Genomic DNA, 26,121 nt, shown 5'->3' on the forward strand with positions numbered 1-26,121 from the left:
CAGAAGGCGCCCGAACCGATTCGGTTAAATCGACAGTGACATCACCACGCTATGACCCGCTGCGAGGTCGCGCGGTCGATCTGACCCAGTCTTCGCTTACCGTTCATCAGCTGTGCAGATAAGGCACGTCGGGGACGACGAACGGCATCCGTTCCTGGCCGTATTGGCCGAGGCGGATGCCGTTCGTCGTGCGTGGTGCGGGTGGAGCAGCGGAGTTAGGCCGAGACCTTCTCCGGAGCCGTGTAGGCGTGGTGTGCCTGCTCGACGGCGGCGTCAAACTCCGCTTCGATCTCGGCGTTGGGCTTGTACGTGGCGAGCGACACGATGACGGCCACCAGCAAGCTGGCCGCGAAGCCGGGGATGATCTCGTACAGGGTGTCGCCGACGGGCAGGTTGCCCCAGACGAAGACGACGATCGCGCCGGTCAGCATCGACGTGATGGCGCCCGACGTGGTGAGCTTCTTCCAGTACAGCGAGAGCAGCACGACCGGGCCGAAGGCGGCACCGAAACCGGCCCAGGCGAACCCGACCAGGTCGAGGATGCTGGAGCTCTGCTGCAGCGCGATCAGGCCGGCGACGACGGCGACGATCAGCACGCCGAAGCGGCCGAGGATCATCATCTGCTTCGGGGTGGCGTCCTTCTTGCCGACGATCTTGTAGAGGTCCTCGACGAGGGCCGACGAGCACACGATCAGCTGCGATGAAATCGTGCTCATGATCGCGGCAAGTACGGCGGCCAGAACGAGGCCGGCGATGAAGGGGTGGAACAGCGTCTGCGAGAGCAGCAGGAACACCGTCTCGGGGTTGCCGAGCGACAGGTCGGGGTTCTGCTGAAAGTACGCGATGCCGATGAGTGCGGTGGCGATGGCGCCGGCGGCGGTCAGGATCATCCAGCCGATGCCGATGCGGCGACCGGCCTTGGCGTCCTGCGGGGTGCGCAGGGCCATGAAGCGCACGATGATGTGCGGCTGGCCGACATAGCCGAGGCCCCAGGCCGCGGCCGAGATCACGCCGAGCACGGATCCGCCGGCGGTCAGTGACAGCAGGTTCGGGTCGACTTCCCGAATGGAGTCGAGGGTCGGGCCAACTCCGCCGGTGGCGCTGAGGGCCATGAGCGGAACGGCGATCAGCGCGATGAGCATCAGGATGCCCTGGGCCACGTCGGTGAGCGTGGCGCCGAGGAACCCGCCGAACAGCGTGTAGAGCAGGGTGACACCGGCGACGATCAGCATGCCGACCAGGAAGGTCGAGCCGAAGGACTCCTCGAAGAACACGCCGCCGGCGACCATGCCGGACGAAACGTAGAACGTGAAGAACACGAGGATGATGAGGCCGGAGACGATCCGCAGCAGGCGGGACTTGTCCTTGAGCCGGTTCTCGAAGAAGCTCGGCAGCGTGATGGAGTTCTGCGAGACCTCGGTGTACGAACGCAGTCGCGGGGCGATGAACTTCCAGTTCAGCCAGGCGCCGATGGTGAGGCCGATGGCGATCCAGGCCTCGACCAGGCCGGAGACGTAGATGGCGCCGGGAAGGCCGAGGAGAAGCCAACCGGACATGTCCGAGGCTCCGGCGCTGAGTGCTGCGGTGCCGGGCTTGAGGTTGCGGCCGGCGAGCATATAGTCGTCAAGATCTTTGGTCTGACGAAAGGCAAAGTAGCCGATGGCGACCATGCCGATGAGGTATAAAACGATAGCAATTAACTGAAAAGTCTGATCCGTCATTGGGTTTCCTCTAAGTGGATGCCCGTTGTGTGGGTCTTCGGATGGCTATGAGTACAGGCCATATATCAGATCTCCAGTATCGCAGATATATTGAGTGACTGTGTCGGCACAGATTCACAGGTACATTTCTGGGGCGTTCCGACCCTGACAGTGCGTTCGCAGGCGATGCTGCCCACGCCCTAGTGCACCTGAAGGTTTTTCTCACGCACTAGTGGACCCGGGCGCCGTGGCGAAGGTGACGGATGCGTCGAGGCCGGGCCCCGAGCGCGGCGTGAGCTGGGCGCGGGCCCGGCTCGCCACGGCCAGCTGGGTGACGATGGCGAGGCCGAGTCCACTGCCGGCCATGTCGGAGGTCGCGCGCCAGAACCGGTCGAAGGCCCGAGTACAGTCCTCCGGCGAGAGGCCGGGGCCCGCGTCGAGCACGTGCACGGTCGTTGCCGGGCCGTCCACCACCACCCGCACCACGATCGTGCTGCCCTCAGGGCTGACCGTGAGGGCGTTGTCGACGAAATTGTCCACGATCTGTTCGGCGGCATCGATGATCGCCTGCACCGGAGCGTCAGCCGGCCCCTCGTAGCGGATCTCCACGCCACTTTCCGCAGCGAGCGCCGCCCACTGCTCCACCCGCTCGCCCGCAATGGCGGCCAGATCGACCGTGATGAGCGGCGCCGAGTGCCCTTCGGTGCGGCTCAGCAGCAGCAGGCCCTCGACGATGTTGCCGAGCCGGTCGACCTCGCTCTCGGCCGCGGCAAGCCGCTCCGCGGCGCCGTCCGGGTCGGCGTGCAGCAGGTCGCGGGCCCGTTCGAGCCTGAGGCGCAGGGCGGTGAGCGGCGTGCGCAACTGATGGGAGGCATCCGCCGCGAAGGTGCGCTGCTGTTGGATGAGCGTGTTCAGGCGCTCGGCCATGCGGTTGAACGAGCGCGACAGCGCGCGGATCTCGGGGGCGCCGGCGGTCTCGTCGGCGCGCGAGGCCAGGTCGCCCTCGGCGAGGCGTTCGGTGGCTTCGCGCAGCAGGTGCAGCCGCCGCGTCACGGTGCTCGAGAAGATGAACCCGACGATGCCGGCCAGTAGCACGGTCGTGAGGGCCACGATGCCGAGCACGCGCAGCTGATCGTTGACGGCATCCGTCACCACCTGTGAGGGATAGGTGAGGCGCACCGCGCCGAGCACCTCGGTGCCGCTGAACACCGGCACGGTCACGTAGAGCAGGTTCTGCTGCAGCGTGTCGGAGTAGCGGGTGCCCGTGGTGATGGTGCCGGTCAGGGATTCGATGATCTCCGGCCGCGACGCGTAGGAGACGCCGACACGGGACTGGTCGTCGTCACTGGTGACGACCGCATCGCCCTGCGCATTGACGATCACGACGCGGGCGCCGCCGGCATCCCGGTAGGTGCGGGCCATGTCGGTCAGGGCGGTGTCGTCGGTCGTGTCGGCGCTCTCGAGGGCCTCCTCGCTGCGCCCGGCGAGCACGAACGCGTCACGCTCGAGGGCGGTCACGATGCGGTCGTTTTCGACGCCGCGCAGGTAGAAACTCAGCGGCACGTCCTGCACCAGCAGCACGAGCAGGGTCACGCCGATGAAGGCGGCCATCAGGCGCCACTTCATGCGCGTGACCCCGGGAGGGGGACCCCGAATCGAAACCCGACGCCGCGCACGGATTCGATCCAGCCGGGGTGCCCGAGCTTCTTTCGGATCGCCGCGATGTGGGCGTCGAGGGTCTTGGTGGTGCCGTACCAGTTGGTGTCCCAGACATCGTGCAGGATGTCCGCCCGGCGAAACACCGCGCCCGGGTCGTCAGACAGGTAGACGAGCAGGGCGAATTCCTTCGGCGTGAGGTACACGACCGCGTCGCCGAGCGTGACGCGTTGGGCGCGGATATCGATGACGAGCTCGCCGAAGCGGCGCTCGGTCGATTCCGGCTCGGCTTCGGGCGCATTCTGGCCGAAACGCCGGTGCACGGCACGGATGCGCGCCACGAGTTCGCGCATTCCGAACGGCTTCACGACGTAGTCGTCGGCGCCGATCTCGAGGGCGATCACCCGGTCGATCTCGCCGTCTCGGGCGCTGACGACGATGATCGGCGTGTCGCTGTCTGAGCGGATGGCGCGGCAGACGTCGATTCCGTCCATGTCGGGCAGTCCGAGGTCGAGCAGCACGAGGTCCGGGCGAAATTCAGCCATCGCGGCGAGGCACCCTCTGCCCGTGCTCACGTGGCGGGTTGTGAACTGCGCGCTGCCGAGGCCGTCGATGATTCCGTCCGCGACGGATGCGTCGTCCTCCACCACCAGTACTCGCATGATCTCAGTGTGCCCGCTGCGGCGGGCGTCGGCGAACTGCGGGGTGGGTGGCGGGTTCTTCTTGGACAAGTCTTGGATGTTCGCGGGCCGAAACTAGAGGGGCATATTCGTACTGTCGAGGTATGAAGCTGAATCTCACGACATCGAAGACAGTCACGATCCTCTCCATCCTCGGAGTACTGGGCACGGCATCCGTCGCCATGGCGGTCAACGCCGACACGCTGAACTCCGCGAACAGCGGCACCATCGGCCGGGCCACCGACGTGCTCGTGCCGGTCAGCACGAACACGCAGATGCCGACTCCTACTGTGCCGTCGAGCGCGCCCGAACCGTCGGGCGACGCGTCGCCGACACCCGTCGTGGTCGCTCCGAGCCTTCCGGCAACGGATGCGACCTCCGGCGGCTCGGGCACGTACTCCGGCTCCGATGATGACGACGACGGTGACGGCGAATATGCCGACGAACAGGATGACGATGATGAGTCAGGCGAAAGTGACGACGATGACTGAGCCGATGAACCGGCGGGTTCGGCGAGCCCACCCGGCCCGCAACGCTCGGGTGATCACCGGGGCACTGTCCGCGATGGCCTTGATGGGCATGGTCGCCGGTTTCCAGGTCTCGGCGAGCGCTCACACGACGGAGCTGGCCGTGTCGGCACCGCTGTCGCCGGCAGCTGCTCCGGCCGTTCCGGCCGCCGTCGAGGCTCCCGTGGTGCCGGTTCCGGTGCCGGATGCACAGACTCCTGCTCCGGCCCAACCTGCTCCGGCAGTGCCTGCTCCGGCCCTACCTGCTCCGGCGCAACCTGCTCCGGCAGTGCCTGCACCGGCCGCTCCGGCTCCGGTGAACGGCACCTCGGGCGGGTCGGGGGGCTGACGGTCATGCCTGCACCAGCCCACGACTCGATCGCCCGCGACGCTCTGCGCGCCGTCTTTCACAACACCGACACGAGCCCGCGCAGCGTGTCCCGTCGGCAGCGCCTGATGGGCGGCGGAGCAACGATCACCCTGGTGGGGGCATCCGCTGGCCTGCTGGACGACTGCTTCGATCTGGCCGACCGCTGCGAACAGCGCTGGAGCAGATTTCAGCCGACAAGCGACATCTCGCGGCTGAACTGGGCCGAAGGTCGGCCCGTGGAGGTCGATCCGCTGACCGTAGGGCTGCTCGAAAGCATGCGCCACGCGGCGCGACTGACCCTGGGCGCCTACGATCCCACGCTACTGCCGTTGCTGCTCGAGGCCGGCTACACCACCTCGGCGGTCGATCCCACCCGGGTCACGCGCCTGCCCGCATCCGCTCGGGCGCCCGGAAATCTGGCCGCGATCGAGATCCGCGACGGCGTCATCCGGATGCCGGTGGGCATGACCCTCGACCCCGGCGGCGTCGGCAAGGGCCTGACCGCCGACCTGATCTGCGAGCTGGCGCTCGCCTCCGGTGCCTGGGGTGTCATGGCGGAGATTGGCGGCGATATCGCCGTCGCCGGAACGGCGCCCGACGGCACGGCCTGGCGGCTCGGTGTCGAGAACCCGTTCGACCTCTCCGCCCATTCGGCCGTCGTGCGCCTGCAACAGGGAGCCCTGGCCACCTCGAGCCAGCGCAAGAAACGCTTCGGCACCGAGCCGGGGCACGCGGGGGAGCGCCATCACCTGCTCGACCCGGCCGGCCTCAGGAGTGCGGTGACCCCGATTCAAACGGTGTCAGTGATCGCGTCTTCGGGAGCTCGTGCCGAGGCCCTCACCAAACCCGGATTTCTGCGTGACCCCCGCGACTACCTGGCCTGGCTTCCCACGGTCGGCGCGGCGGGACTGATGATCGACGACACGGGAGCCCTCATGGCCTCCGAGAACTGGACGCTCTACGCATGATCCAAACAGGCATGATTCAGACAGCCATGATTCAGACAGCCCTGATCGACCCACACCTCTGGTGGTACGTGACCCGCGCCAGCGCCATCATCGCCTGGGCGCTCATGACGGCGTCCGTGCTCTGGGGCATCCTGCTCTCCACCCGCGTGCTGCGCCGTATCGACAGCCCCGCCTGGCTGCAGGACCTGCACCGCTACCTCGGCGGCGCCGCGCTCGTGATGGTCGGGCTGCACATGGTGTCGCTCATGCTCGACCAGTGGCTGAAGTTCTCGGCGGTCGAGGTGCTCGTGCCGTTCGCGACGGACTTCAAGCCCCTGCCAGTGGCCCTCGGCATCCTGGCTTTCTACCTGCTGGTTGCCGTGCAGGGCTCGTCGCTGCTGATGCAGCGGCTGCCACGCAGATTCTGGAAAATCCTGCACTACGCGAGCTACCTCACGGTGCTGCTGGTCTCCTTCCACGCCGGGTTCACCGGCACCGACGTGGGCACCTGGTGGTATCGAGCGGTGGCGATCACGCTCATCGGTCTCACCACGGTCGCGGTCATCGTGCGGATGGTCACGGGCACGCGGTCGGGCCGCTCGCGCACGCCCGTGGTGCGGTCGGGGGCGACTGATGTGTCGGTCGGCGAACCCGCGCACGTGCAGGAGAAGCGGAGCATGGTCGTTGCCAGCGTGACGACCGTCGCCGACGGGGTGCTCGGCATCCGCTTGGAGATGCATGAGTGGGAGCGACTGCCGCTGTGGCAGCCGGGAGCGCACCTGACCCTGCACCTGCCCAACGGCCTGCAACGGCAGTACTCGCTGTGCGGAGACCCGGCGGAACGCAATCACTACGACATAGCTGTGTTGCACACCCGTGAATCGGCCGGCGGCAGTGCCTGGATTCATAAGAACCTGCTGCCCGGAATGACCGTCGAGGTATCGGGGCCGCAGAACCATTTCGCGCTCGAACCGGCCTCCGAATACCTGTTCGTCGCCGGTGGAATCGGTATCACGCCGATTAAGGCCATGATCGAGTCGCTGCCGGCACACCGGGTCTGGCGGCTCGTCTATGCGGGCCGCAGTCGCAGCACGATGGCCTTCGCCGATGAGCTGGTGGCGCGCTACCCGGGCCGGGTACGCATCCATGCCGGCGATGAGAGTGACGCGGCGCTCAATCTGGCCGCCATCGTCACGCACGGATTGCCCGAAGCCGAGGTCTATGCCTGCGGGCCCGAATCGCTCATGACCGCGGTCGCGGCGCTCGTACCGGCGCGGCACCTGCACCTCGAACGCTTCGTCGCCTTGCTGCGGGTAGCACCGGCGGCGCAGCCGGTGCTCGTGACGTGCCGCAAAAGTCGGCAGGACGTGCTCGTGCCTGCGGGCCAGAGCATCCTGACCGCGTTGGAGGAGCGCGGGCTGCCGGTGCTCGGGTCGTGCCGCACCGGGGTCTGCGGCACCTGCGAGCTGCGGGTGCTCGCGGGAACACCGCAGCACCTCGACTCGGTGATGGATGACGCCGAGAAAGACCGCCTGCGCATCATCTACCCCTGCGTCAGCCGTGCGAGCACGAGTACCCTCGTGCTCGACGTCTGAGCGGGCTGGTGACACGGATAGGGCGAACTGCCTAACCACCGAAGGCGACGAGGTGCCGCTCGGAGCCGGTCAGCAGGTGGTCGTAGACCGCGAGCACATCGGGGGCCGTGACCCCCTCCGCGGCGGCCGTGAGATCCGCGATGTCGAGCTCTTCCACGGTGCGGGCGGCCTCCATCGCCGCGTCGAGGCTGACCGAGCCGTCGGCGAGCAGGGTGTCGTAGAGATCCTGGGTCACGTCGGTGGAGAACACTCCGGCGGCCAGGCCGATGGTCGGGTCGGCGATGTCGTAGCGCTCGAGGAGCATGCTCACCGCGTCGAGATGCTTCGTCTCGGCGGAGGCGATGCGGGTGAACACCGCGGCGTCGTACTGGTCGGCGAAGGCGACGTAGAGGTCGTGGGCGAGCTTTTCCTCCGCGGCCATCGCGGCGAGGGCGTCGGTCTGCTCGGCCGTGACGGTTCCGCTGGCGACATCGATGAGGCACGTGCCGGTTTTGGTACCGGACATTCCCGAGCCGGCTCCCTTCTGGCTGTTCGTTCCGCTGCCCATCCCGGCGCCCTGTCGCTCTGCCATCGTGGTGGTGGCGTTGCCGGCCGCGTCGCCGTTGCGCGGGCCGGCGGCCAGGCTCGGTGTCGCGATGAGGGCGGTGAGGACGACGCCGGTGGCGATCGCCGAGGTGATGATGACTGACTTACGCATGGTGTGCTCCTGTATGTGGTCCGGGGCGCTCTGCCTCGGTAATGAAACGATGACGCGGGGGCGTGCAGGCGGGTTGGCGACCGTGTGGAGACGGTGTGGAGATCACGCCGGCCGGGCCGGGCGGCGGCATCCGTTTCTGCGCCGGAGCTAGGGTGAAGTATGCCCACGGTGCTGGTAGTCGAAGACGAACGAGACATTCGCGAACTGCTGCGTCGCTACCTGGAACGCGCCGGGTTTTTTGCCCTCACGACCGCATCGGGCGCCGAGGCACTGACCCTGCTGACCGCGGCCGACCTCGTGATTCTCGACCTGGGCCTGCCCGACATCGACGGCACCGATATTCTGCGGGAGATCCACGCGCTCGGCAGCCTGCCGGTGATCGTGTTGACCGCGCGCAGCAGCACGGAGGACCGCATCCACGGCCTCGAGCTCGGTGCCGACGACTACGTGACCAAACCGTTCAGCCCGGCCGAGGTCGTGTTGCGCGTGCAGGCGGTGCTGCACCGCTACAGCGGTGCTCCGGCCGATGCCGGGCCGGTCAGCTACGGCGACCGCCGGCTGCGCATCGACGAGGGCACCCACCGGGCCTGGTTCGACGGGGCCGCCCTCGATCTCACTCCGACCGAGTGGGGGCTGCTGGCCGCCGTCGCGACCGCGCCCGGACGGGTCTATTCGCGCTATGAGCTGGTGAACCGGGTGCGCGGCTACGAATATGCCGGCTACGAGCGCACCATCGATTCGCACATCAAGAATCTGCGCCGCAAGCTCGGTGCCTCAGGAGCGGATGTCGTGCAGACGGTTCTCGGCGTCGGCTATCGGCTGGGACTGACGCAGGATTCCCCGTCATGACGGGCCTCGGCTCGATCGGGCGGCGCCTGCTGCTCGCGTTCGTCCTCGTGGCCGTGTCGTCGGTGCTCGTGCAGAGCGGAGCGGCGCTGATCGGGGTCGACCGCGGCGTGCAGGTCGCCCTGCAGGACGATCGGGCACGCATCGCCGCTTCGGCCGCATCGGCGGGTGCCGAGGCATACCGGCAGGCCGACGGCTGGGAGGCCGCGGACCTCAGCCGGGTCCTCGCGATCGGGGCAGCGGCATCCGCCCGCGTCACGGTGCTGGATGCGAGCGGCGCGACCCTCCAGGAGGGGGCGGGATCAGGCTCAGGCGGCATGGGCGGCCTGGGCCAGGGCAGCGGGATGGGGCAGAACGCGGTCACGGCGTCGATCGTGGTCGACGCGGTCGAGGTCGGCGAGGTGCGCCTGAGCTTCGGCGGCAACTCGGCCTCCGGGGTGCGAAACGTGGCGTGGACTTGGATCGCCGTCGCCGCGGTTGTCGCGCTCGCCCTTGCGTTCGCCGCGAGCTGGCTGGTCACGCGCCGCCTGGTGCGTCCGATTCGCACCCTGACGGATGCCGCCCGCTCGTTCACGGCCGGTGACCGGCAGTCCCGGGTCACGCCGCGGGCGGTGTCCCGAGCTCCGGGGGAGCTCGGCGAACTCGCCGTCGCCTTCAACGGCATGGCGGATTCGGTCGTGCGCTCCGAGCATGATCGGCGCACGCTCACCGCCGATGTCGCGCACGAGCTGCGCACGCCCCTGGCCGCGCTGCAGGCCGGCCTGGAAGAACTGCGGGACGGACTCGTGGATCCCACCCCCGAAGGGCTGGCCGGCCTGCACGACCAGTCGCTGCGCCTCGGCCGGGTCGTGGCGGATCTGGCCGAGCTGTCGGCGGTTGAAACGGCGGAAATGTCGCTGCGGCTGGCATCGGTCGACCTGGCGCAGATCGCCCGGCAAGAATCCGACCTGCACGAACCAGAGCTGCGAGCCGCGGAGCTGCGGGTGAGCGTCGACGCCGTCGAGGCGGTCTGGGTGCGAGCGGATGCCGACCGGCTGCATCAGGCCATCGGTAACCTGCTCGCCAATGCCGCTCGGTATTGTCGCCCGGGCGACACCGTCGTGCTGAGCGTGTCCGCGGGCGCCGCTGACGGCCGACCCGACGCTGTTTTGACGGTCACCGACAGCGGACCCGGCATTGCCGTCGATGAGCTGCCGCACATTTTCGAGCGGTTGTGGCGAGGCCGTTCCGCCCGGCAGGTCACCGGTTCGGGTATCGGCCTCGCCCTCGTGCGGGAGATCGTGACGCGTCACGGCGGCACCATCGGCGCGACCTCAGTGCTGGGCGAGGGCACGACAATCACGGTCCGGCTGCCGGGCGCACCGCAGTAAGCGGCGGATGCGCGAGACTGGGAGCATGGCCGATCTCACCCTGCACGGCGGCGCCGGCAGCCGCGTTGACGCCGAGATCGATGTCAAGCACTCCCGTTTTCTCTGCCGTCTCGTTCGAACGGAGAGCGAAGACGACGCGCATGCCGTGGTCGAGGACGCACGGAAGGAACACTACAAGGCCCGCCACCACTGCTCGGCGTTCGTGCTCGGGCCGACGGGTGTCCCCGATCAGGTGCGCCGGGGCAACGATGATGGCGAACCCTCCGGAACGGCCGGCCGGCCCATGCTCGAGGCATTGGACGGACGCGGGTTCGTCGACTGCGTCGCCGTCGTCACCCGCTACTTCGGCGGCACCCTGCTCGGTGCCGGCGGGCTCGTTCGGGCGTATTCGGAGGCCGTGCTGACGACGATCGACCAGGCGCAGCAGCTCGGCCTGGTCGTCGAGCGTGAACGCCGCGAACTCTTCACGCTTGCGCTCTCGCACGCGGATGCCGGGCGCATCGAGGCGGAGCTCCGCCAGCGCGGGGTGCTGGTGTTGGGAACGGACTACGGGCGCGAGGCCGTGCTGCGGATCGCGGACGATGACGCCGAACGGCTGGCCGCGATCGTCGCCGGGGTCACGGCCGGCGGCGCCACGGTGGAATCGCTCGGCCACGAATGGGTCGACGTCAAGCGCTAATCTGTGGTGTCGGCGGCCTGCCGCTCGCGAAACGCGATCATGTTCATGCGATTGCCGCACCGCACGCTGCAGAAACGCTTGGACCCGTTGCGCGAGAGATCGAGCACCAGGCCGGTGCAGTCATCCGCTTCGCAGAGCCGCAGGCGGCCCATCTCATTGCTGCGAATCACGTCGATCAGCGCGAGGGCGGCCTCGACGCGCATCCGTTCGCCCAGGGGGGCCTCGGGAACCGTCGCGTGCAGGTGCCAGTCCGACACGTCATGGCGGGCGAGCTGGGGGAGAGCCTTCGCCTCGCGCAGCATGCGGTTGACCTCGGTGACGGCGTCGTCGCGGCCGAGGGTCCAGACCCGGCGCAGCAGGTCGCGGGTCTGCCGCACGTCGGCGAGTTCGGCATCATCGCCGTCGATGCGCCCGGTGAACGGGATGGGAGTGAGCAGGGCGGCGAGGTCGGCGAGCGTTTCGAGTTCGTCCCGGCCGCTACGGGAGGCGCCGGGGTCGGTGTCGCCGAGCATCACCACAAATTCAAGAGCCTCTTCGGTGTCAGGGGCAAAATGCAAGTTGACTCCTTATCGGTTCAGTCCTACTGTCAGTGGTATCAGCCAGTTTAGACCATGACAGGCGCGACCGAAGGGCTCACGATGCAGCCGACAACCCTCAAGCTCACCTCGATACCGGGCGGCCTCGCCGTTGCGGTTCTCTCCGCCGTGTCCTTCGGCACCTCGGGCGCCCTTGTGAAGCCGCTGCTGGAGGCCGGTTGGTCGCCGACGGCCGCGGTCACCGTGCGCGCCTTCACCGCCGGGCTCGTGCTGCTGCCCCTGGCGATCATGGCCCTGCGCGGGCGCTGGGCGGCGCTCTGGCTCGGCCGCTGGCGCGTGCTGGGCATGGGCGTCGTCGGCGTCGCTGTCACCCAGCTCGCGTACTTCGCGGCGATCCAGACCATTCCGGTCTCGACGGCGCTGCTCGTGGAATTTCTAGCGCCACTGATCCTCGTCGGCGTCGCCTGGGCCGTCTCCCGGCGGATGCCCCGCCCCGCCGTCTTCCTCGGCTCCGCTCTCGCGGTCGGTGGCCTGGTGCTCGTGATCGGGCCCGGAGCCCTGCAGGTCGTCGACCCGGTCGGCCTGACGTTCGCGTTCCTCGCCGCGATCGGCTGCGCGACCTACTTCTTCATCGCGGCCCGGCCCGACCGCGACCTGCCACCCGTTGCCCTCGCGGCCTTCGGCCTGATCGTGGGCGGTGTCATCCTGGGGGTGCTCGGGCTGACCGGAGTGCTCTCGTTCACCGCGACCTTCGGCGAGCTGCCGCTGTTCGGCGCGCTCCTGCCCTGGTGGGTGCCGATCATCCTGCTCGTGGTCGTCAGTACCGCGGTGGCCTACGGCACCGGAATCGCCGCCGCCGGAGTGCTCGGCTCCCGGCTGGCCTCGTTCGTCGGGCTGCTCGAAGTGGTCTTCGCCTCGCTCTTCGCATGGTTGCTGCTCGGGGAGCAGCTCACCCCGCTGCAGCTGCTCGGCGGACTGCTGATCCTCGGGGGGATCACCGCGGTGCGGTCCGAGCGGGCTGAGGTGCTGCTGCCACCGCTGCCTGCTGCCGCGGTGAGGCCGGAGCCCGAGACCGCGGCATCCGCTCGCTGAGTGGGTCAGACCGTTACGACCGGGGCGGGGTCCGTGATGGTCGGTGGGTTGAGCACGACGTCGAGGACGTCGTCGCGGCTGAGTGAACCGGGGAAGTTATAGCGGGCGAATCGGCCCGCGGGATCGTCACTCGAATGCGGCACGGCGATGGTCGACCGGCGAATGATTTCTGCGACGACCGCGGTGACCGAGGCGGCGGATGTCTGCCCCCGGCGATTGCGCAGGCGAACGGATGCCCGTGGGCCGCTTTCGGCGCCGAACCGCAGCGTGAGCATGCGGGTGTGACTGCGCTGCCGGTCGAGCATGTCGAGGCGGGCCCAGGTGATGGTGCCCAGCGGCACGACCCGGCGGCCGGCTCGCAGCTCTCCGGTGTCGAAGTTGACCCAGGGCTGCGGGTAGCGCAGCCGCTGCACGAAATAGAGCAGTGCGACCAGCGGCACGATCGAGCCGACCGCGAGCAGCAGCCCCCACCAGGCCGAGATATCCACGGCGCGAGCGACAGCGGAGCCGAGGTTGATGGGCACGATGGCCACGAGCACGACGTTGCCCGGGCCTGCCGCGAAGGTAGCCCACCAGCCCGCCCGATCGAGTCGCGCCCAACCGTGAGGAAGTGGATCCGACGCGCCCCCGCTGATTTCACTCATCAAAACAACATACCACTCGCCCCGATTCTCGTTCTCGGGGCTAGAAAGCGACCTCAAGGGGCCATCTCTGGCACCTCGTGAGCGAGGTGTCACAGATGGCCCCTTGAGGAGAAAATCCCTCCGCGAGGTGTCACAGATGGCCCCTTGGGGCAAGCCACCGGGTTGTCAGGCGGTCAGGCGAGGCCCGCATCGTGGATGCAGCGGGCGATCTGCACCCGATTGGCCGCGTCGAGCTTGGTGAACAGGTGCCCGACGTGCGTTTTCACCGTCGCGACGCCCATGAACAGTTCGGCGGCGATCTCGGCGTTCGAGAGCCCGCGCTCGATCGCGATCGCGACCTCGGTTTCGCGGTCGGTCAGTCGACCGAGCAGTTCACGGGCCCGCTGCCGGCGGTCGTCGGGAGCGGCGACGACGGATGCGATCAGTTGCGCGGTCACGCTCGGCGAGAGCATGGGCTCCCCGTTCGCGACCCGGTGCACGGCGGCAACGAGCTGGGCCGGCGGGGTGTCCTTCAGCAGAAAGCCTGCGGCACCGTGCCGCAGAGCGGTGAACACCATGTCGTCGGTGTCGAACGTGGTGAGCACGATCACGCGGGCGCGATCGCCGCGCTCCTGCAGGGCGCGGGTGGCTGCGAGACCGTCCATGCGCGGCATCCGGATGTCCATAAGCACCACATCCGGTACCTCACTGCTGATGAGGTCCAGCGCCGCGCGCCCGTCGCTGGCTTCGCCGACGATCTCCAGCGCCGGGTCGCCGCCGAGAATCATGCGCAGCCCGGCCCGCACCAACGCGTCGTCGTCGACGAGGGCCACGCGGATGGTCATTCCCACGGCAGCCATGCTTTCAGTATGAAGGTGCCGCCGTCGGTGCCGTGTTCGATGCGGCCGCCGGCGAGCTCGGCCCGTTCTCGCAGGCCGATCAGGCCGACCCCGCCGCTGCCCGGTCCGCGTGCCGTCAGGCGCTCCGGCAGGGCATTACTCACCTCGAGGTGCAGGAGATCTCCGGCTTGCTCGATCAAGAGGACCACCGGCTGGCCCGGCGCATGCTTGCGAGCGTTCGTCAGGGCTTCCTGAACGATTCGGTACGCGGTGCGGGAGACGGTTTTCGACGGGTCGCCGTCGGTTGGGCTGCTGGCTCCGAAGGCGTCAGCCAGGGCGGAACACGGGGCATCCGTCGCCGCGATCGTGACGGTCGTTCCGGCCTCGCGGGCGTCAGCCAGCAGCGCGGGCAGGTCGACGAGCGTGGGCTGGGCGGGTTCGGGCGGGTCCGAGTCCAGGCTGGCCGGCCCGCCGCGCAGCACGCCGAGCACCTGTCGCAACTCGGTCAGGGCGAGGTGGGCGTTGTCCTGGATGATGCCGGCGGCCTGGGCGGTTTCTTCCCGGCTGAGGTCGGTGCGATAGGTGAGCGCGCCGGCGTGCAGGGCGACGAGCGAAATGCGGTGCGCGAGCACATCGTGCATCTCGCGGGCAATGCGGGTGCGCTCGGCGTCGCGGGCCGATGCGGCTCGCAGCACCTGCTCGCGCTCGGCGTTCTCGGCCCGTTCGCGCAGGGTGGCGAGCAGGGCGCGGCGGGCACCGACGTAGAAGCCGGTCGCCACGCAGATGACATAAATCGCCAGCGCAAGGCTCCCGGATGCCCATACCGCCGGGTACATCTCGATGTCGGGCACACTCCCGCGCAGGACCAGTTCGTAGAAAACGGTGGCCAGCGCCCAGATGACGCCCACGAAGACCACGCCTGGCCACCGGCGATGGGTGCTCATCGAGATCGTGGCCCAGACGGCCGAGGCGAGGGCTGACGCCGACAGTCCGGAGAGCGCGGACGTGATGGCGGCCGTCACAACCGGGTGCCGCCGGCGTAACCGTAGCAGGCACAGCGCGACGATTCCGACGACGACATCGAGGAAGATGAGGCCGCCGACGTGAATCTCGATGTCGGGCGGAACATTGTCTAAATCGGCACCGAGAAAATCGGCAGAGGCAAAAACGAGAAACAAGAGGCCGGTCACCGCGGTGGCGAGATACCGCCAGACCCGTGACCACGGCCGCAACTGTGTCGCCTGCATCCCTTCAGGTTCCCGGGGTGCAGCGGGCGGAGGCCAGGGGATCATGCTTCCCAGCGTATGGGGGTGCGAACCGGCCGACCTCCACCCCGCGTCCCTCGCACCTGCGACTTTAGGGGGAGGCGCGAGGGACGCGGGGTCGATCCGCTCGGCCCCGGCGAGCGAAAACATGGAGACATGATTAACGCAGAGCACCTCACCAAGCGCTACGGCCGCCATCTGGTTGTCGACGACGTCTCCTTCATCTCCCGCCCCGGCCGCGTCACCGGCTTCCTCGGCCCCAACGGCGCTGGCAAATCCACCACGATGCGCATGCTGTGCGCCCTGACCACACCGACCTCCGGGCGCAGCCTGGTGCTGGAGCATCCGTTTCGAGAGCTCACCAATCCGGGCCGCCATGTCGGCGTGCTGCTCGATGCGAGCGCGCAGCACGGCGGCCGTACCGGCCGCGAAATTCTCACCCTGTCGAGCACGCTCATGGGCCTGCCCCGGGCCCGCGTGCACGAGGTCGTCGACCTCGTCGGACTCACCCGGCGGGAAGCGGATGCCCGCGCCCGCACCTATTCCCTCGGCATGCGCCAGCGCCTCGGCCTCGCCCATGCCCTGCTCGGTGACCCTCAGGTGCTCATTCTCGACGAACCGGCGAACGGACCGGACCCGGCTGGCATCCGCTGGATGCGTGGCCTGCTGCGCTCCTTCGCGGAGGCCGGCGGCACCGTATTGCTCTCCTCCCACCTGCTGCACGAGGTCGAGGCCATCGCCGACGACCTCATCATCATCGGCGGCGGGCGCATCCTCGCCCAGGGCAGCCAGACCGAGCTGCTCGCCGGAGTCTCCGGGCTCGAAGAACTGTTCCTCGACCTGACGGCCGACACCGCTCGAGAGGGCGTGGCCGCATGAGTACCCTGACCATGACGATTCCTTCCCGGCAGCGCAGCGCCACCACCGGCATCCCCTTCGCCCGACTCTGCGGGGTCGAACTGCGCAAACAGGTCGACACCCGCGCCGGACTCTGGCTGCTGATCGTGATCGCCCTGGTGAACACGGCGCTGCTCGTGCTGACGCTGACCACCGCGCCACCCGCGGAGCTGACCTGGTCCAACCTGACGTCGGCTGCGTCGCTGGCGCAATTCGTGCTCTTGCCACTCATCGGCGTGATGGCCGCAACGAGCGAATGGTCCCAACGTACGGGCCTCACGACCTTCGCCCTCGAACCGCGGCGTACCCGGGTGAACCTGGCCAAGCTGGCATCCGCCGGCCTGCTCGGGCTGCTCGTCATGCTGCTCACCGCTGTCATCGGCGCCGTGCTCAACGTGGTCGGCATCGTCTTTCGCGGGGGAGACGGATCGTGGGCGATGGACTGGTCACTGCTCGCCGGCGCCGCGCTGGCCTTGCTGTTGCTCGTCGCGCAGGGTGTGGCCTTCGGTCTGGCGTTTCTGAGCACGCCGATTGCGATCGTGGCCTACCTCGCGCTGCCGATCGTCTGGACCACGCTCACCGTGTTCATTTCCGGGCTGGTCGGGCCGTCGAAATGGCTTGACATGAACGTCACGATGCTGCCACTCATGATGGGCGAGATGAGCGCGACGGGCTGGGCGCAGCTGGCCACATCCGTCGCAGTGTGGGTCGGGGTGCCGCTCGCTGTGGGCCTCTGGCGCACGTCCCGCCGTGACGTGGCCTAGCGTGATGTGGACCACGAAGGCGGGCCGATCGTGATCCTGTCTGTTCTCATCGCCTGTGAAATCGCCTTGTGGGTCGTCATCGTGTTGGGCCTGCTCGCCCGATACCTTCTCAAGGCCCGCACGCTCGGACTCATTCTGCTGGCTGTGGCGCCGGTCATCGACCTGGTCCTGCTGATCACGACCGCCGTGCATCTTCGATCCGGGGCCGAAGCGGAGTGGGTGCACGGCCTGGCCGCGGTTTACGTCGGGTTCTCGGTCGCGTACGGACACCAGATGATCCGCTGGGCCGACATCCACTTTGCCCACCGGTTCGCCGATGGCCCGGCACCGATTCGGCTTGCGGGAACCGAATACACCCTGGCCTGCTGGCAAGACGTCGCACGAACCCTGCTCGCCGCAGCGATCTCCGCCCTCGTCTTGGTGGGCCTGACCTGGTTGGTCGGCAACGCCGCGCAGACGGTCGCCCTGCAAGGCTTGTACCGCATTCTGCTGCTGATCTGCGGTATTGAGCTGCTCTGGGCCGTGGGATACACGATTTGGCCCCGGGTCGGCTTTCGGCCCAAACCGGGTGCTGCGAGAACGGATGCCTAAACTGGGGCGATGCTCTCCGGTCACGACGCGCTGCCTCATCGACCTCGACGGGTGCTCGTGGCCGGGGTGTCCGGCGCCGGAAAAACCACACTCGCCCGACGGATCGCGGCCGTCACGGGAGGACTACACACCGAGATTGACGCTCCATACCACGGCCCGGGCTGGGTTGCCCGGCCGGAATTCGTCGCCGACGTGCACGCGTTCATGAACGCGGAGTCCTGGACAACCGAGTGGCAGTACACCGAGGCGCGTCCGCTTCTGGCCGAACGGGCGGACCTGCTGGTCTGGCTTGATCTGCCGTTCGTGAGGGTGACGCTGCCCCGGGTGGTGGGGCGCACCATCCGTCGTCGAATTCGGCGTTCGCAACTGTGGAACGGCAATATCGAGCCGCCGTTTCGGACGATCTTCACGGATCCGGAGCACATCGTGCGCTGGGCGATCTCGACGCGGCGTTCCTACGACCAGCGGGTGCCGCCGTTGGAGGCCCGTTACCCGCAGCTCGTGGTCGTGCGGCTGCGGTCGCAGCAGGAAGTCGGGCAGTGGTTCGCGGGGCCGCTGCGCCGGGCGACGCGCTGAGCCGGGCGCGTCAGCGGAACCGGGCGAACATGCGCAGCGGGCTGGGAGAGGGGTGTACGACCGCCAAACTCGGCGGTCGTGCACCCCTCTCGAGTGAGCCAGGGAATTTAGTCGGTCACGCGGTCGCTGACCGGGCCGAACATGGCGTCGACGTCGGCGAGTTCGAGGTCGGCGGTCGCCTGAATGAGCGCGAGCAGCTCCGGGTCGAGGCCGGGAGCGAACTCTTCGAGGCGTTCCGGGGAGATCAGCGAGGGGACCCCGGCGGGCGCCTGCTCGGTCGCGTCGAGCTCGGTGCCGTCGTTCGAGGGCGACATACCCCGATAGATCTTGCCCGCCTCGGACTGCCCGGCCAGGTCGAACGTGTACTGCTTGCTCTGCAGCCCCAGGTCGACGAGCTTCTTGACCTCCGGAAACTTCTCCGCGTTGGTCTTCGGAATCGGCAGCAGCGTCTTCCAGTTCACGCCGAGGGTCTCGAGGGCCTTCGCGAAACCGTTCTCGTGGGCCTGGTCGCGCACAATCAGATAGGAGATCGTCGAGCGGGCGGTGGCGTTGTCGGTCATCTCGTAGATGCGGCACTTCTGCAGCCGGCCGGTGGATTCGAGCATCAGGTTGTAGAGCAGGTCGAGCACGAGGTTGCCGGAGTTGTAGACGTAGCTGCCGCTCCACGGGTTGCCCACGGAGTCGACGGGCAGGGCACCCTGCGCGCCGACGAGGTAGTGATGGATATTGCCCTGCGTGAGCGCGAGTTCCAAGGGAATCTTGCCACCGGATGCGGGGGTGTCGAGCGGATCGGTCGGCTTGCCCTGGTAGCGCGGCGAGCCATCGAGCAGCCGTGAGATGGTGGTGCCGATCAGCTCGACGTGGCTGATCTCTTCGGTGCCGATGCCCTGGATGAGGTCGCGGTACGGCTTGGCCGCCGCTCCGCGAAAGTTCATCGACTGGAACAGGTACTGCATCATCGTGCGCATCTCGCCGAACTGGCCGCCGAGCCCTTCCTGCAGGGCGTTCGCGGCGGCGGGATCCGGTTCGTCATTGGCGATCTCGTTGATCAGGAGCTGAGTGTGAAAGTACATCGGTTCCCCTTACGTTGGTGGCGCAGTGAGTGTGACGTCGTGCTGGTGCGTGCGAGACGCATCACTAAGACGACGAGACGCTGGCCCGATTCGTCACGTCGCTGCTGAAAATCAGCGAAGAATTCTGTTGTGCGCTTATGTCAGGCGCCAAGCGCCCGAATGCGCCGCAGCGCCCCGGCGGCCACGCCAACTGCGGCGAGGGCGAGCCAGACGGCCGCTCCGAGGCCGTGGGCATGAAAGTTCACCGTGAGGCCGCCGGCTACGGCGACAATGATGAGGAGGGCATCCGCTTGCCAGACGATGGCGTTCAGAATCGACACATCGCCCAGAGGTGTCGGCACCGGCAGCAGCAGGGTGATCGGCATCGGACCCTTCGCGCTGTCGAGAACGCGCACGAGCACGATGAAGACGGCCAGGAGCAGCCACCACGGGAAGGCCGTACCGGATGCTCCGGCGACCAGGACGCCCAGCCCGCCGAAGGCGAGTGCGGCGACACACGGCAGAAGTGAATGGCAGCCGATCATCGTGAGGGCGCTTCGGCCATACATCGACCCGGGACCGGCGTTTTCGGCGGCGTTGCGCAGGCCGTCACAGTAGACGCCCACGGCCAGGTATCCGATCGACGCTCCGGCGAGGGCGGTCAGCCAGGTGAGGCCGTCGGGTGCCGTTGACGTTGTGGCCGTGAGCCAGCCGGCGCTGACCAGCGCGAGGGAGCCGACGGCGATGCGCAGAGGAAATCGGCAGACTGCGGCAAGATCGCGTCGCAGAATTGCCCACGGAAGCGGCCCGGCCAGGGGGATGCGAATGCGCCGGCCTCGGGTGGGCGGGTCGCGCAGCGCGCCAGAGGCCCCGGCGATGTCGCCGGTCTGCACCAGGGTGCCGATCGACTGCCAGCGCCGCGACTGCGCCATGATCTCGGAGCCGCGCAGGTTGTTCAGCAGTGCTGGCACGGCCAGAAGGGAGAGCAACGACAGAGCGAGGGCGATGGCCGGCCACCAGACGGGCGTGCCCGCACCCAGCGATTGCCAGAGCACGGCGAGCCATCCGCCGGGGGTGACCCAGAGCACGCCGTCACTGCCGGCCAGGGGACCCGCCGCGATGACAGCCACGGCCAGGGTGACGGTGATGCGGCGCGGCAGGCCCTGCCCCATCAGCCACAGCACGGCGAGCACGATCGCGAACGCGAGGAAGCCGAAAACGACCAGAACCATTGAGACGGATGCCGCCTCCCCGCCCACGATTCGGGCCCCGATCACGAGGCCCGCCACGGTCACGACCGAACCGGCGAGCACGGTCGCGGTGGCCATGAACGCCCGACGCAGGGTGGAGTTGCGCGGCAGATCGCTGCCAACCAGAAACTCGGTGAGGAACGGGCTCGGCACCACGGCGCCGCGGGTGCGCCCGAGCAGCAGGGCGGTGGCGGCGAGCAGCGCCGCGACCACGGCGACGACGCGATAGCTGCCAGGGGAGTCCAGGGCGGCGAGAACCTGCGGTTGGGCGACCCCGCGCACGATCGACACCGCGGCCGGCACCGCGACGAGGACGACGGTCAGGAATACGAGGTAGATCAGGTAGCCGGTGTCACCGGCGGTTCTGGCGGATGCGCCGCTGCGGGCGGCCAGCACCGTTCGGGCCTGGGCGAGCACCCGGCGCTGCCCACTCACTGTTCGCCGAGACTCACGGTCGTGTCGGCGAGCGAATTCACCATCTCGGCGTTGTGGCTCGCGAAAACGACGGAGGCCCCACGGTCGATGTGCGCGCGCACGGCCGCGACCACGAGACCCCGGCGGTGTGCGTCCAGGCGCTGCTCGGGCTCGTCGAGAACCAGCACGTCGAAGGGCCGCACGAGGGCTGTCGCGAGCGACAAGAGCTGGGTCTGCCCGGAGGACAGCTCATTCACGAAGCGGTTGCGAAGGGGCCTGATCTCGAGGGATTTCAGGGTGGCGTCGGCGGCATCCGTCGCGGTGGAGCCCGTGCGACCCCAGGTCGTGGCGATGAAACGCAGGTGTTCGTGGGCGGTCAGTTCGCGCGCGAAGGCGGGGAGGCCGATGCGGGCGGAGATAGCCCGGCGGGCGCCGCGGTTGCGCTCATCGAGGGGGTGGCCGTCGAACAGTGCCTGGCCGTCGGTCGGCCGCAGCTGGCCACTCAGGATGCGCAGCAGCGTGGTCTTGCCCGAACCGTTGCGCCCCTGAATAGCGAGGGCCGTGCCGGGGGTGACGGTGAGCGAGGTCGGGGCCAGCAGCACTTCGGAGTCGATCGACGCGGAAACTGCGCGGGCTTCGAGGTGGGGCACCGTACTCATCCTCTGGTGGGTGCGTTCGGGTTGAGCCTGGCGGCGGACGCCCGCAGCGCGAACGCGAAGGCGACCAGCACGACCCCGGTGAACCACCCGCTTGCCGCCGCGCCTGCGGGCCACACCGAAAGACAAGCGACGCCGCCGATGACGAGGACCCCGGCAAGGACGGCGAAGAGCCGCATGCCGTAGAGAAAGACGAACGGCAGGTAGTGAGCTCCGACGACGATCATGCTGGCGGGAAAGAAGAGTGCCGGCTCGGTCAGCCCGACCACGATGGCGACGATCATGCCCAGCGGCACGGTGAAGGCGATCTGCATCGCCAATGCGGCAAACGGATGCCCCTTCGGCAGCCCCGCAGGCCCGCCGGCCGCGCTCAAAACGACCGTGGTGATCGGGAAGATCAGCGTGCCGCCGAGGAAGAGGGCTGCCATCGACGCCGTCGGTGAGATCCAGGTCGCGACCGCAGCAGCGAGCAGCCAGATGCCTCCGGAAACGAGCTGGCCCACGAAACCGCCACGGTAGATTCGGCGCACATCGAGTTGAGCCGCGGCGATGTGCATGGTGTCAGTTTGGCGTTAGTGCCGGTCGCGGGGCAAATCAGCCGGCCAGGAACGCCGTGATCGTGGCGGCCATCGTGTCGGACTGGGTCCAGTGCAGGTAGTGGCCCCCGTCGAGCTCGACGAGCTCATGTCGCGTCACGTTCTGCAGTTGGGTCTGGTGCAGCTCGCGCCAGTGCGGAATCGTGGTCAGGCTCTCGGACGCAAGAAAGGTCAGCACGGGCAGATCGGCGGGGTAGCTGATGTCCTGCAGCTTCTGGGCGTTGCTTCCCATCAGGGCGGTTTCGTTGACGACGGCATCGTTGCCGAAGTTCCAGCTCGTCATCAGCCGGATGCGCTCCCGCTCGCTGGCCGTGAAGGCGTCACCGGCGGGTTCGGCCAGGGTAGGCGCGAGCGTGTTGGCGACGCGCACGAGACCGGTGGTGGAGAGCATCCGCTGCCAATTCGGTCCGGCTGAAGCTGAGAGATCTGCGGCGGGTGTCGCCGTTTCGGCCTTCGCTGCGGGCACGGTTGGGTCGATGCCCACGACCGCGGCCACTTCGCTCGGGTAGGTGTGGGCGTAGTGGAGCGTGTAAAAACCCGCGATGGAGTGCCCGATCAGGGTGTACGGCTGGGGGATGTCGAGTTGGGTGATGACGTCATGCAGTTCGGCGGTGATGTTCTCGACGGTGCGGGCGGGGGCGTTCTGGTCGCTGTAGCCATAGCCGAACTCTTCGACGACGGTGACGCTGTAGTCATCGAGTTGCCGGATCAGCGGGGCGAAGTCGAGGCCGGGGGCCGCGGTTCCCAGGCCGGTGAGCAGCACGAGGGGAGGGCCGGAGTGTCGGTTCTGCACGACGTTGAGCGTGCCGCCGTCAACGTCGACACGCTGGCCGTAGGGGGCGATCTGGGACTGTTCGGCGCGTTCCAGCAGCAGATTGGTCGCGGCCCCGGCGATCAGCGCCGCGGACATCACGATGCCGACGATGCCGACGAAGCGCAGAAGGCCACGGGTGCGGCGCGGCGGCCGCGTGGCTGCATCCCGGGTTGGAACTGCACTCGTTGTCGGGACTGCACTCGTTGTCGGAACTGAACTGAGCCGGGTCATGGCGGGCCTCCGAATCTTCAAATTCAAACACGGTTGTTTGAATTATTCCGATAATAACTCCAACATGACTGTACGAGAAGGGGTTTTCGGGAGATTCTCTCCGGACTATTCCTGCGTTCCTGCGGCGGAGACCAGCGCGCGAAGAGTTTTCGGAATCGCAGTGGCCGCCTCCATGTCGCTGAGTCGGCCGGCCCGAACCTCGGCGGCGGCGCCGTGCAAAATTGCGAAGTAGCAAGCGGTCAGCCAGGAAGCGGATTGGTCGGCTCGGCAGGCGTTGTCGGCCTGGCCGCGTTCGATCAGGTCGCGAACTCGGTGCAGGGTTTGGTCGTGATGCTCACGAATTCGATCGGATCCCAGCTCTTGCTCTGCCGCTGCAACGAGACCTTCGACGCCGTCGAGGAGTCGCCACGACGCACTGGCGAGCAGCAGCAGCGCCTCCAGGGGATCGCCGTCGAGGGCCAGGGGGGACAGCTCCGCTTCGACTCGGGTCATGGTCTGGTGTGCCGCGGCGTCAATGAGCTCTCGGCGCGAGGCGAAGTGCCCGTATAACGTGACGCGACCCACGCCCGCGGCGTGGGCGATCTGGGTCATGCTGGCGCGCGGATCGACGGCAAGGCAGCGCAGCGTGGCGTCGATGATCAGTGCCCGATTGCGTTGCGAATCGGCGCGCGGCGAGCGTACGGCGGGAATGGTCATGCTTGACAATATCTCAAACAGCGTTGTTTGCAATGGACGCCGATGAAACGGATGCGCTGCTCAGCCTGAGATCAGCGGCGCCAGAAGAACGCGATCTCGAATGCGCTTTCACCGACTTCGCGCCCTACGCTGGCGACCCTCGTCGCCCAGCGGTGCATCCGCTCGCGCAGGGTCGGGTGAGAGGGCGGTGACTGATTGGCCATGGTCGGAGTCTAGGACCTGCGGGTCGGGCCGTAACACCAGATGGTGAGGCACTGGGGGAGAAATATCTGCTAATACTATGAGATCTACTCATGTATAGTCTCGAACTTCAGTTCTATTCGGGTAAACTGAGAATATGTCATTGACACTCCCGTCGGACTGACGCGGGTGTCGGTGCGCGAGGTGCGTCGGCGCCTGGCGCTGGGCAACTTCACCGCCGTGCGCGCCGGCGTGGGCGCGCCGCTGCCGGTGCGGTATCCGGGTTCGTGGCGGGGGCCCGCGACCCCGGCGCACCCAGCATCGGCGGCGCCGCCCCCACCGTCGTGGTGCACGTCAACGCTGCCGACCTCGACACCGGCACCGGCGTCGGCTGGATCGACGGCCTCGACGCCCCCCTCCCTCACCACCGTCACCGACCTCATGAAAATCAGCACCGTCGAACCCATCGTCTACAACACAAACGGCCAGCTCGTGCAGGTCGGCAGCCCACAGAACCGCCGCAAACGCCTCTTCGACCACCTCCAACGCCGCGCCATCACCGCCCGCGACGGCGGCTGCGTCATCCCCGGCTGCACCGTGCCCGCCTACTTCTGCGAACTCAACCACGTCATCCCCTACAGCCAAGGCGGAGACAACGTCATCTCCAACGGCTGCACCATCTGCTGGTGGCACCACCAAAGCCTCGACAACCTCGGCGGCCGGCGCGTCCGCATGATCAACGGCCAACCCCACGTCACAGCACCACACTGGCTCGACCCCACCGACACCTGGCGACCACCCCAAAAACACCGCGCCAGCACACCCAGCACACCCAGCACACCCAGCACACCCAGCACACCCAGCAGACCCAGCAGACCCAGCAGACCCAGCAGCTAGAACGTAGGCCAGCAGCTAGAACCCAGGCTCACGCGGCCCGCCAAGCGCTACCGCAGGGCAGCGGCCACATCGAGGCCCGATCGCACGGCGCGGGCGACGCCCGTCGGATGTTCGACATCGCGCTCCAGGCCGAAGGCGTCGCCGGCCAGATAGATGCCGGGCGCGCCCTGGTTCGCGTCGAAGGTCGTGTTCGGCACCGTGACGCGGGCGTTGGCGTAGCGCCAGCGTTTCAGGTCGGAATTCATGACTCGGGCCCCGGGATACAGGCGACGCAGTTCGTGCAGCAGCAGGGCGTGCGCAAAGTTCGCGTCAACGTTGGCGTTCAGGGCGCTCCACTGGCTGTTCGCGAACAGTTCCAGCCACACCAGGCCGGTGTCGTCGCGGTGCCGCATCCGAATCAGGTCGATGACCGCGGACTCATCGAGAAAGTGCTCGCTCTTTTCCGGGCCGACCACGACGCAGAGCAGCACGTCGCGCCGTGCGTATCGGACTGCGGCCAATGGCGCGGTGACATCGACCCCGCTCAGCCGCAGAATCTCGGCGCTCTGCGGCATCGGTGCGGTCAGCACGACCTGTTGGGCAGCAATCGGGTCGCCGGTGCCGTGGGGCACGACGTGGATCAGGCCGTTGTCCTGCACATCGAGGTGGGTGACAAAGGTGCGCTGCACGACCGCGCCGGCGGCCCACAGCTCGGCGATCTCGCCGGCGGGCTTCCTAAACGCCCACTCGCTCGCCCAGTCGCTGTCGGCGACGCGCGTGAAAGTGGCCCCCGTGCGACGACCGATCTCGGCGATCACCCCGGCATCCTCTGTCGTGATGCTGGCGACGGATGCGTTCAGCAGCATTCCGCCGAGCGGACGACTGGCGAGGCGGCCGCCGGGGCGAGACCCCTTGTCGAGAAGCAGCACCGACTGCCCCCGGGCTTTCAGCGCATGGGCGATGGTGAGCCCGCACACGCCCGCTCCGACGACGACGACATCCCACGTGTGTAGTTCCCCAGGCTTCGGCATGAGCGAAGGCTATTGCACGCGCACGCACGTTGCATCCACGGCGCATTCCCTGCGCGCGGGCGCTGTGCGCGGTTCCACGTAGCGGTGACGGATCAG

Annotated in this window: 29 protein-coding genes; 13 read left to right on the forward strand and 16 right to left on the reverse strand. The window is 68.0% G+C overall.

Features of this window, described 5'->3' with window-relative positions; all coding sequences use genetic code 11:
- Positions 1 to 215: 215 nt before the first annotated feature.
- The 3 genes from putP to D6T64_RS18625 form a co-directional block, all read right to left on the reverse strand.
- Positions 216 to 1,721, reverse strand: coding sequence for a sodium/proline symporter PutP (gene putP / locus D6T64_RS18615; protein ID WP_119976177.1), 1,506 nt, complete (start codon positions 1,719 to 1,721; stop codon positions 216 to 218).
- 201 nt (positions 1,722 to 1,922) lie between these two features.
- A complete protein-coding gene (locus tag D6T64_RS18620) occupies positions 1,923 to 3,326 on the reverse strand; it encodes a sensor histidine kinase (protein WP_119976178.1) in 1,404 nt (467 codons plus the stop codon).
- Entirely contained in the window at positions 3,323 to 4,087 is a 765-nt protein-coding gene (locus tag D6T64_RS18625) for a response regulator transcription factor (protein ID WP_233551402.1), read from the reverse strand. Before D6T64_RS18625 ends, D6T64_RS18620 begins: the two co-directional genes overlap by 4 nt.
- 53 nt (positions 4,088 to 4,140) lie before the next feature.
- Here D6T64_RS18625 and D6T64_RS18630 point away from each other — a divergent pair, with 53 nt between their 5' ends.
- Genes D6T64_RS18630 through D6T64_RS18645 form a run of 4 tightly spaced genes read left to right on the forward strand, consistent with a single transcriptional unit; the run spans position 4,141 to position 7,454 of the window.
- Complete coding sequence (locus D6T64_RS18630; RefSeq protein ID WP_119976179.1) at positions 4,141 to 4,527, forward strand: hypothetical protein; 387 nt, start codon at positions 4,141 to 4,143, stop codon at positions 4,525 to 4,527.
- Positions 4,520 to 4,891, forward strand: a complete 372-nt coding sequence (locus tag D6T64_RS22720) for a hypothetical protein (RefSeq protein ID WP_158594921.1) — start codon at positions 4,520 to 4,522, stop codon at positions 4,889 to 4,891. Before D6T64_RS18630 ends, D6T64_RS22720 begins: the two co-directional genes overlap by 8 nt.
- A gap of 5 nt (positions 4,892 to 4,896) precedes the next feature.
- A complete protein-coding gene (locus D6T64_RS18640) occupies positions 4,897 to 5,880 on the forward strand; it encodes an FAD:protein FMN transferase (RefSeq protein WP_199719223.1) in 984 nt (327 codons plus the stop codon).
- 26 nt (positions 5,881 to 5,906) lie between these two features.
- A complete protein-coding gene (locus D6T64_RS18645; RefSeq protein WP_199719224.1) occupies positions 5,907 to 7,454 on the forward strand; it encodes a 2Fe-2S iron-sulfur cluster-binding protein in 1,548 nt (515 codons plus the stop codon).
- A 31-nt stretch (positions 7,455 to 7,485) separates the two neighbouring features.
- Here the strand turns inward: D6T64_RS18645 and D6T64_RS18650 are convergent, their stop codons facing one another.
- Entirely contained in the window at positions 7,486 to 8,151 is a 666-nt protein-coding gene (locus tag D6T64_RS18650; protein WP_119976180.1) for a ferritin-like domain-containing protein, read from the reverse strand.
- A gap of 159 nt (positions 8,152 to 8,310) precedes the next feature.
- On the opposite strand from D6T64_RS18650, the gene D6T64_RS18655 reads away from it, so the two are divergent.
- Genes D6T64_RS18655 through D6T64_RS18665 form a run of 3 tightly spaced genes read left to right on the forward strand, consistent with a single transcriptional unit; the run spans position 8,311 to position 11,046 of the window.
- Entirely contained in the window at positions 8,311 to 9,000 is a 690-nt protein-coding gene (locus D6T64_RS18655) for a response regulator transcription factor (protein WP_119976181.1), read from the forward strand.
- Entirely contained in the window at positions 8,997 to 10,367 is a 1,371-nt protein-coding gene (locus D6T64_RS18660; RefSeq protein ID WP_119976182.1) for a sensor histidine kinase, read from the forward strand. The genes D6T64_RS18655 and D6T64_RS18660 overlap by 4 nt, the downstream gene beginning before the upstream one ends.
- Positions 10,368 to 10,392: 25 nt before the next feature.
- On the forward strand, positions 10,393 to 11,046 hold the full coding sequence (locus D6T64_RS18665; RefSeq protein ID WP_119976183.1) for an IMPACT family protein: 654 nt from the start codon (positions 10,393 to 10,395) through the stop codon (positions 11,044 to 11,046).
- On the opposite strand, the gene D6T64_RS18670 is transcribed toward D6T64_RS18665, so the two are convergent.
- Complete coding sequence (locus D6T64_RS18670; RefSeq protein WP_199719225.1) at positions 11,043 to 11,603, reverse strand: CGNR zinc finger domain-containing protein; 561 nt, start codon at positions 11,601 to 11,603, stop codon at positions 11,043 to 11,045. The two genes, D6T64_RS18665 and D6T64_RS18670, sit on opposite strands and share 4 nt — an antisense overlap.
- 54 nt (positions 11,604 to 11,657) lie before the next feature.
- Between D6T64_RS18670 and D6T64_RS18675 the strand changes: the two genes are divergently transcribed.
- Positions 11,658 to 12,674, forward strand: coding sequence for an EamA family transporter (locus D6T64_RS18675; RefSeq protein WP_233551404.1), 1,017 nt, complete (start codon positions 11,658 to 11,660; stop codon positions 12,672 to 12,674).
- Positions 12,675 to 12,679: 5 nt separating this feature from the next.
- On the opposite strand, the gene D6T64_RS18680 is transcribed toward D6T64_RS18675, so the two are convergent.
- From D6T64_RS18680 to D6T64_RS18690, 3 genes are all read right to left on the reverse strand, one after another.
- Positions 12,680 to 13,318, reverse strand: coding sequence for a hypothetical protein (locus tag D6T64_RS18680; protein WP_119976185.1), 639 nt, complete (start codon positions 13,316 to 13,318; stop codon positions 12,680 to 12,682).
- Positions 13,319 to 13,491: 173 nt separating this feature from the next.
- On the reverse strand, positions 13,492 to 14,157 hold the full coding sequence (locus D6T64_RS18685) for a response regulator (protein WP_233551406.1): 666 nt from the start codon (positions 14,155 to 14,157) through the stop codon (positions 13,492 to 13,494).
- The gene (locus tag D6T64_RS18690) at positions 14,139 to 15,383 is read right to left on the reverse strand and encodes a sensor histidine kinase (RefSeq protein ID WP_158594922.1); all 1,245 of its coding nucleotides are present in this window, start codon (positions 15,381 to 15,383) and stop codon (positions 14,139 to 14,141) included. Before D6T64_RS18690 ends, D6T64_RS18685 begins: the two co-directional genes overlap by 19 nt.
- Before the next feature lie 174 nt (positions 15,384 to 15,557).
- Here D6T64_RS18690 and D6T64_RS18695 point away from each other — a divergent pair, with 174 nt between their 5' ends.
- Genes D6T64_RS18695 through D6T64_RS18710 form a run of 4 tightly spaced genes read left to right on the forward strand, consistent with a single transcriptional unit; the run spans position 15,558 to position 18,229 of the window.
- Positions 15,558 to 16,280, forward strand: coding sequence for an ABC transporter ATP-binding protein (locus tag D6T64_RS18695; protein ID WP_119976294.1), 723 nt, complete (start codon positions 15,558 to 15,560; stop codon positions 16,278 to 16,280).
- Entirely contained in the window at positions 16,277 to 17,062 is a 786-nt protein-coding gene (locus tag D6T64_RS18700; RefSeq protein WP_119976187.1) for an ABC transporter permease, read from the forward strand. Before D6T64_RS18695 ends, D6T64_RS18700 begins: the two co-directional genes overlap by 4 nt.
- Positions 17,063 to 17,092: 30 nt before the next feature.
- The gene (locus D6T64_RS18705) at positions 17,093 to 17,653 is read left to right on the forward strand and encodes a hypothetical protein (protein WP_119976295.1); all 561 of its coding nucleotides are present in this window, start codon (positions 17,093 to 17,095) and stop codon (positions 17,651 to 17,653) included.
- A gap of 9 nt (positions 17,654 to 17,662) precedes the next feature.
- On the forward strand, positions 17,663 to 18,229 hold the full coding sequence (locus D6T64_RS18710; protein ID WP_119976188.1) for a P-loop NTPase family protein: 567 nt from the start codon (positions 17,663 to 17,665) through the stop codon (positions 18,227 to 18,229).
- Between the two features lie 107 nt (positions 18,230 to 18,336).
- Here D6T64_RS18710 and D6T64_RS18715 read toward each other — a convergent pair whose 3' ends face one another.
- From D6T64_RS18715 to D6T64_RS23465, 7 genes are all read right to left on the reverse strand, one after another.
- On the reverse strand, positions 18,337 to 19,302 hold the full coding sequence (locus D6T64_RS18715) for a manganese catalase family protein (RefSeq protein ID WP_119976189.1): 966 nt from the start codon (positions 19,300 to 19,302) through the stop codon (positions 18,337 to 18,339).
- A gap of 140 nt (positions 19,303 to 19,442) precedes the next feature.
- The gene (locus D6T64_RS18720) at positions 19,443 to 20,966 is read right to left on the reverse strand and encodes a hypothetical protein (protein ID WP_147364617.1); all 1,524 of its coding nucleotides are present in this window, start codon (positions 20,964 to 20,966) and stop codon (positions 19,443 to 19,445) included.
- Positions 20,963 to 21,604 carry an ABC transporter ATP-binding protein gene (locus tag D6T64_RS18725; RefSeq protein ID WP_119976191.1) on the reverse strand — a complete coding sequence of 214 codons (642 nt, stop codon included), beginning with the start codon at positions 21,602 to 21,604 and terminating at the stop codon, positions 20,963 to 20,965. Before D6T64_RS18725 ends, D6T64_RS18720 begins: the two co-directional genes overlap by 4 nt.
- On the reverse strand, positions 21,601 to 22,158 hold the full coding sequence (locus D6T64_RS18730) for a DUF7010 family protein (protein ID WP_119976192.1): 558 nt from the start codon (positions 22,156 to 22,158) through the stop codon (positions 21,601 to 21,603). The genes D6T64_RS18725 and D6T64_RS18730 overlap by 4 nt, the downstream gene beginning before the upstream one ends.
- A gap of 37 nt (positions 22,159 to 22,195) precedes the next feature.
- The gene (locus tag D6T64_RS18735; RefSeq protein ID WP_119976193.1) at positions 22,196 to 23,242 is read right to left on the reverse strand and encodes an alpha/beta fold hydrolase; all 1,047 of its coding nucleotides are present in this window, start codon (positions 23,240 to 23,242) and stop codon (positions 22,196 to 22,198) included.
- Positions 23,243 to 23,347: 105 nt separating this feature from the next.
- Complete coding sequence (locus D6T64_RS18740) at positions 23,348 to 23,938, reverse strand: TetR/AcrR family transcriptional regulator (RefSeq protein WP_119976194.1); 591 nt, start codon at positions 23,936 to 23,938, stop codon at positions 23,348 to 23,350.
- Positions 23,939 to 24,009: 71 nt separating this feature from the next.
- Positions 24,010 to 24,141, reverse strand: a complete 132-nt coding sequence (locus D6T64_RS23465) for a hypothetical protein (protein WP_267900498.1) — start codon at positions 24,139 to 24,141, stop codon at positions 24,010 to 24,012.
- Between the two features lie 166 nt (positions 24,142 to 24,307).
- Here D6T64_RS23465 and D6T64_RS22725 point away from each other — a divergent pair, with 166 nt between their 5' ends.
- Positions 24,308 to 25,015, forward strand: coding sequence for an HNH endonuclease signature motif containing protein (locus tag D6T64_RS22725; RefSeq protein ID WP_158594923.1), 708 nt, complete (start codon positions 24,308 to 24,310; stop codon positions 25,013 to 25,015).
- 47 nt (positions 25,016 to 25,062) lie between these two features.
- Here the strand turns inward: D6T64_RS22725 and D6T64_RS18750 are convergent, their stop codons facing one another.
- Entirely contained in the window at positions 25,063 to 26,025 is a 963-nt protein-coding gene (locus D6T64_RS18750; RefSeq protein ID WP_119976195.1) for an FAD-dependent oxidoreductase, read from the reverse strand.
- Positions 26,026 to 26,121 lie beyond the last annotated feature (96 nt).

Source organism: Cryobacterium melibiosiphilum, from assembly GCF_003602235.1.
Lineage (GTDB): Bacteria > Actinomycetota > Actinomycetes > Actinomycetales > Microbacteriaceae > Cryobacterium > Cryobacterium melibiosiphilum.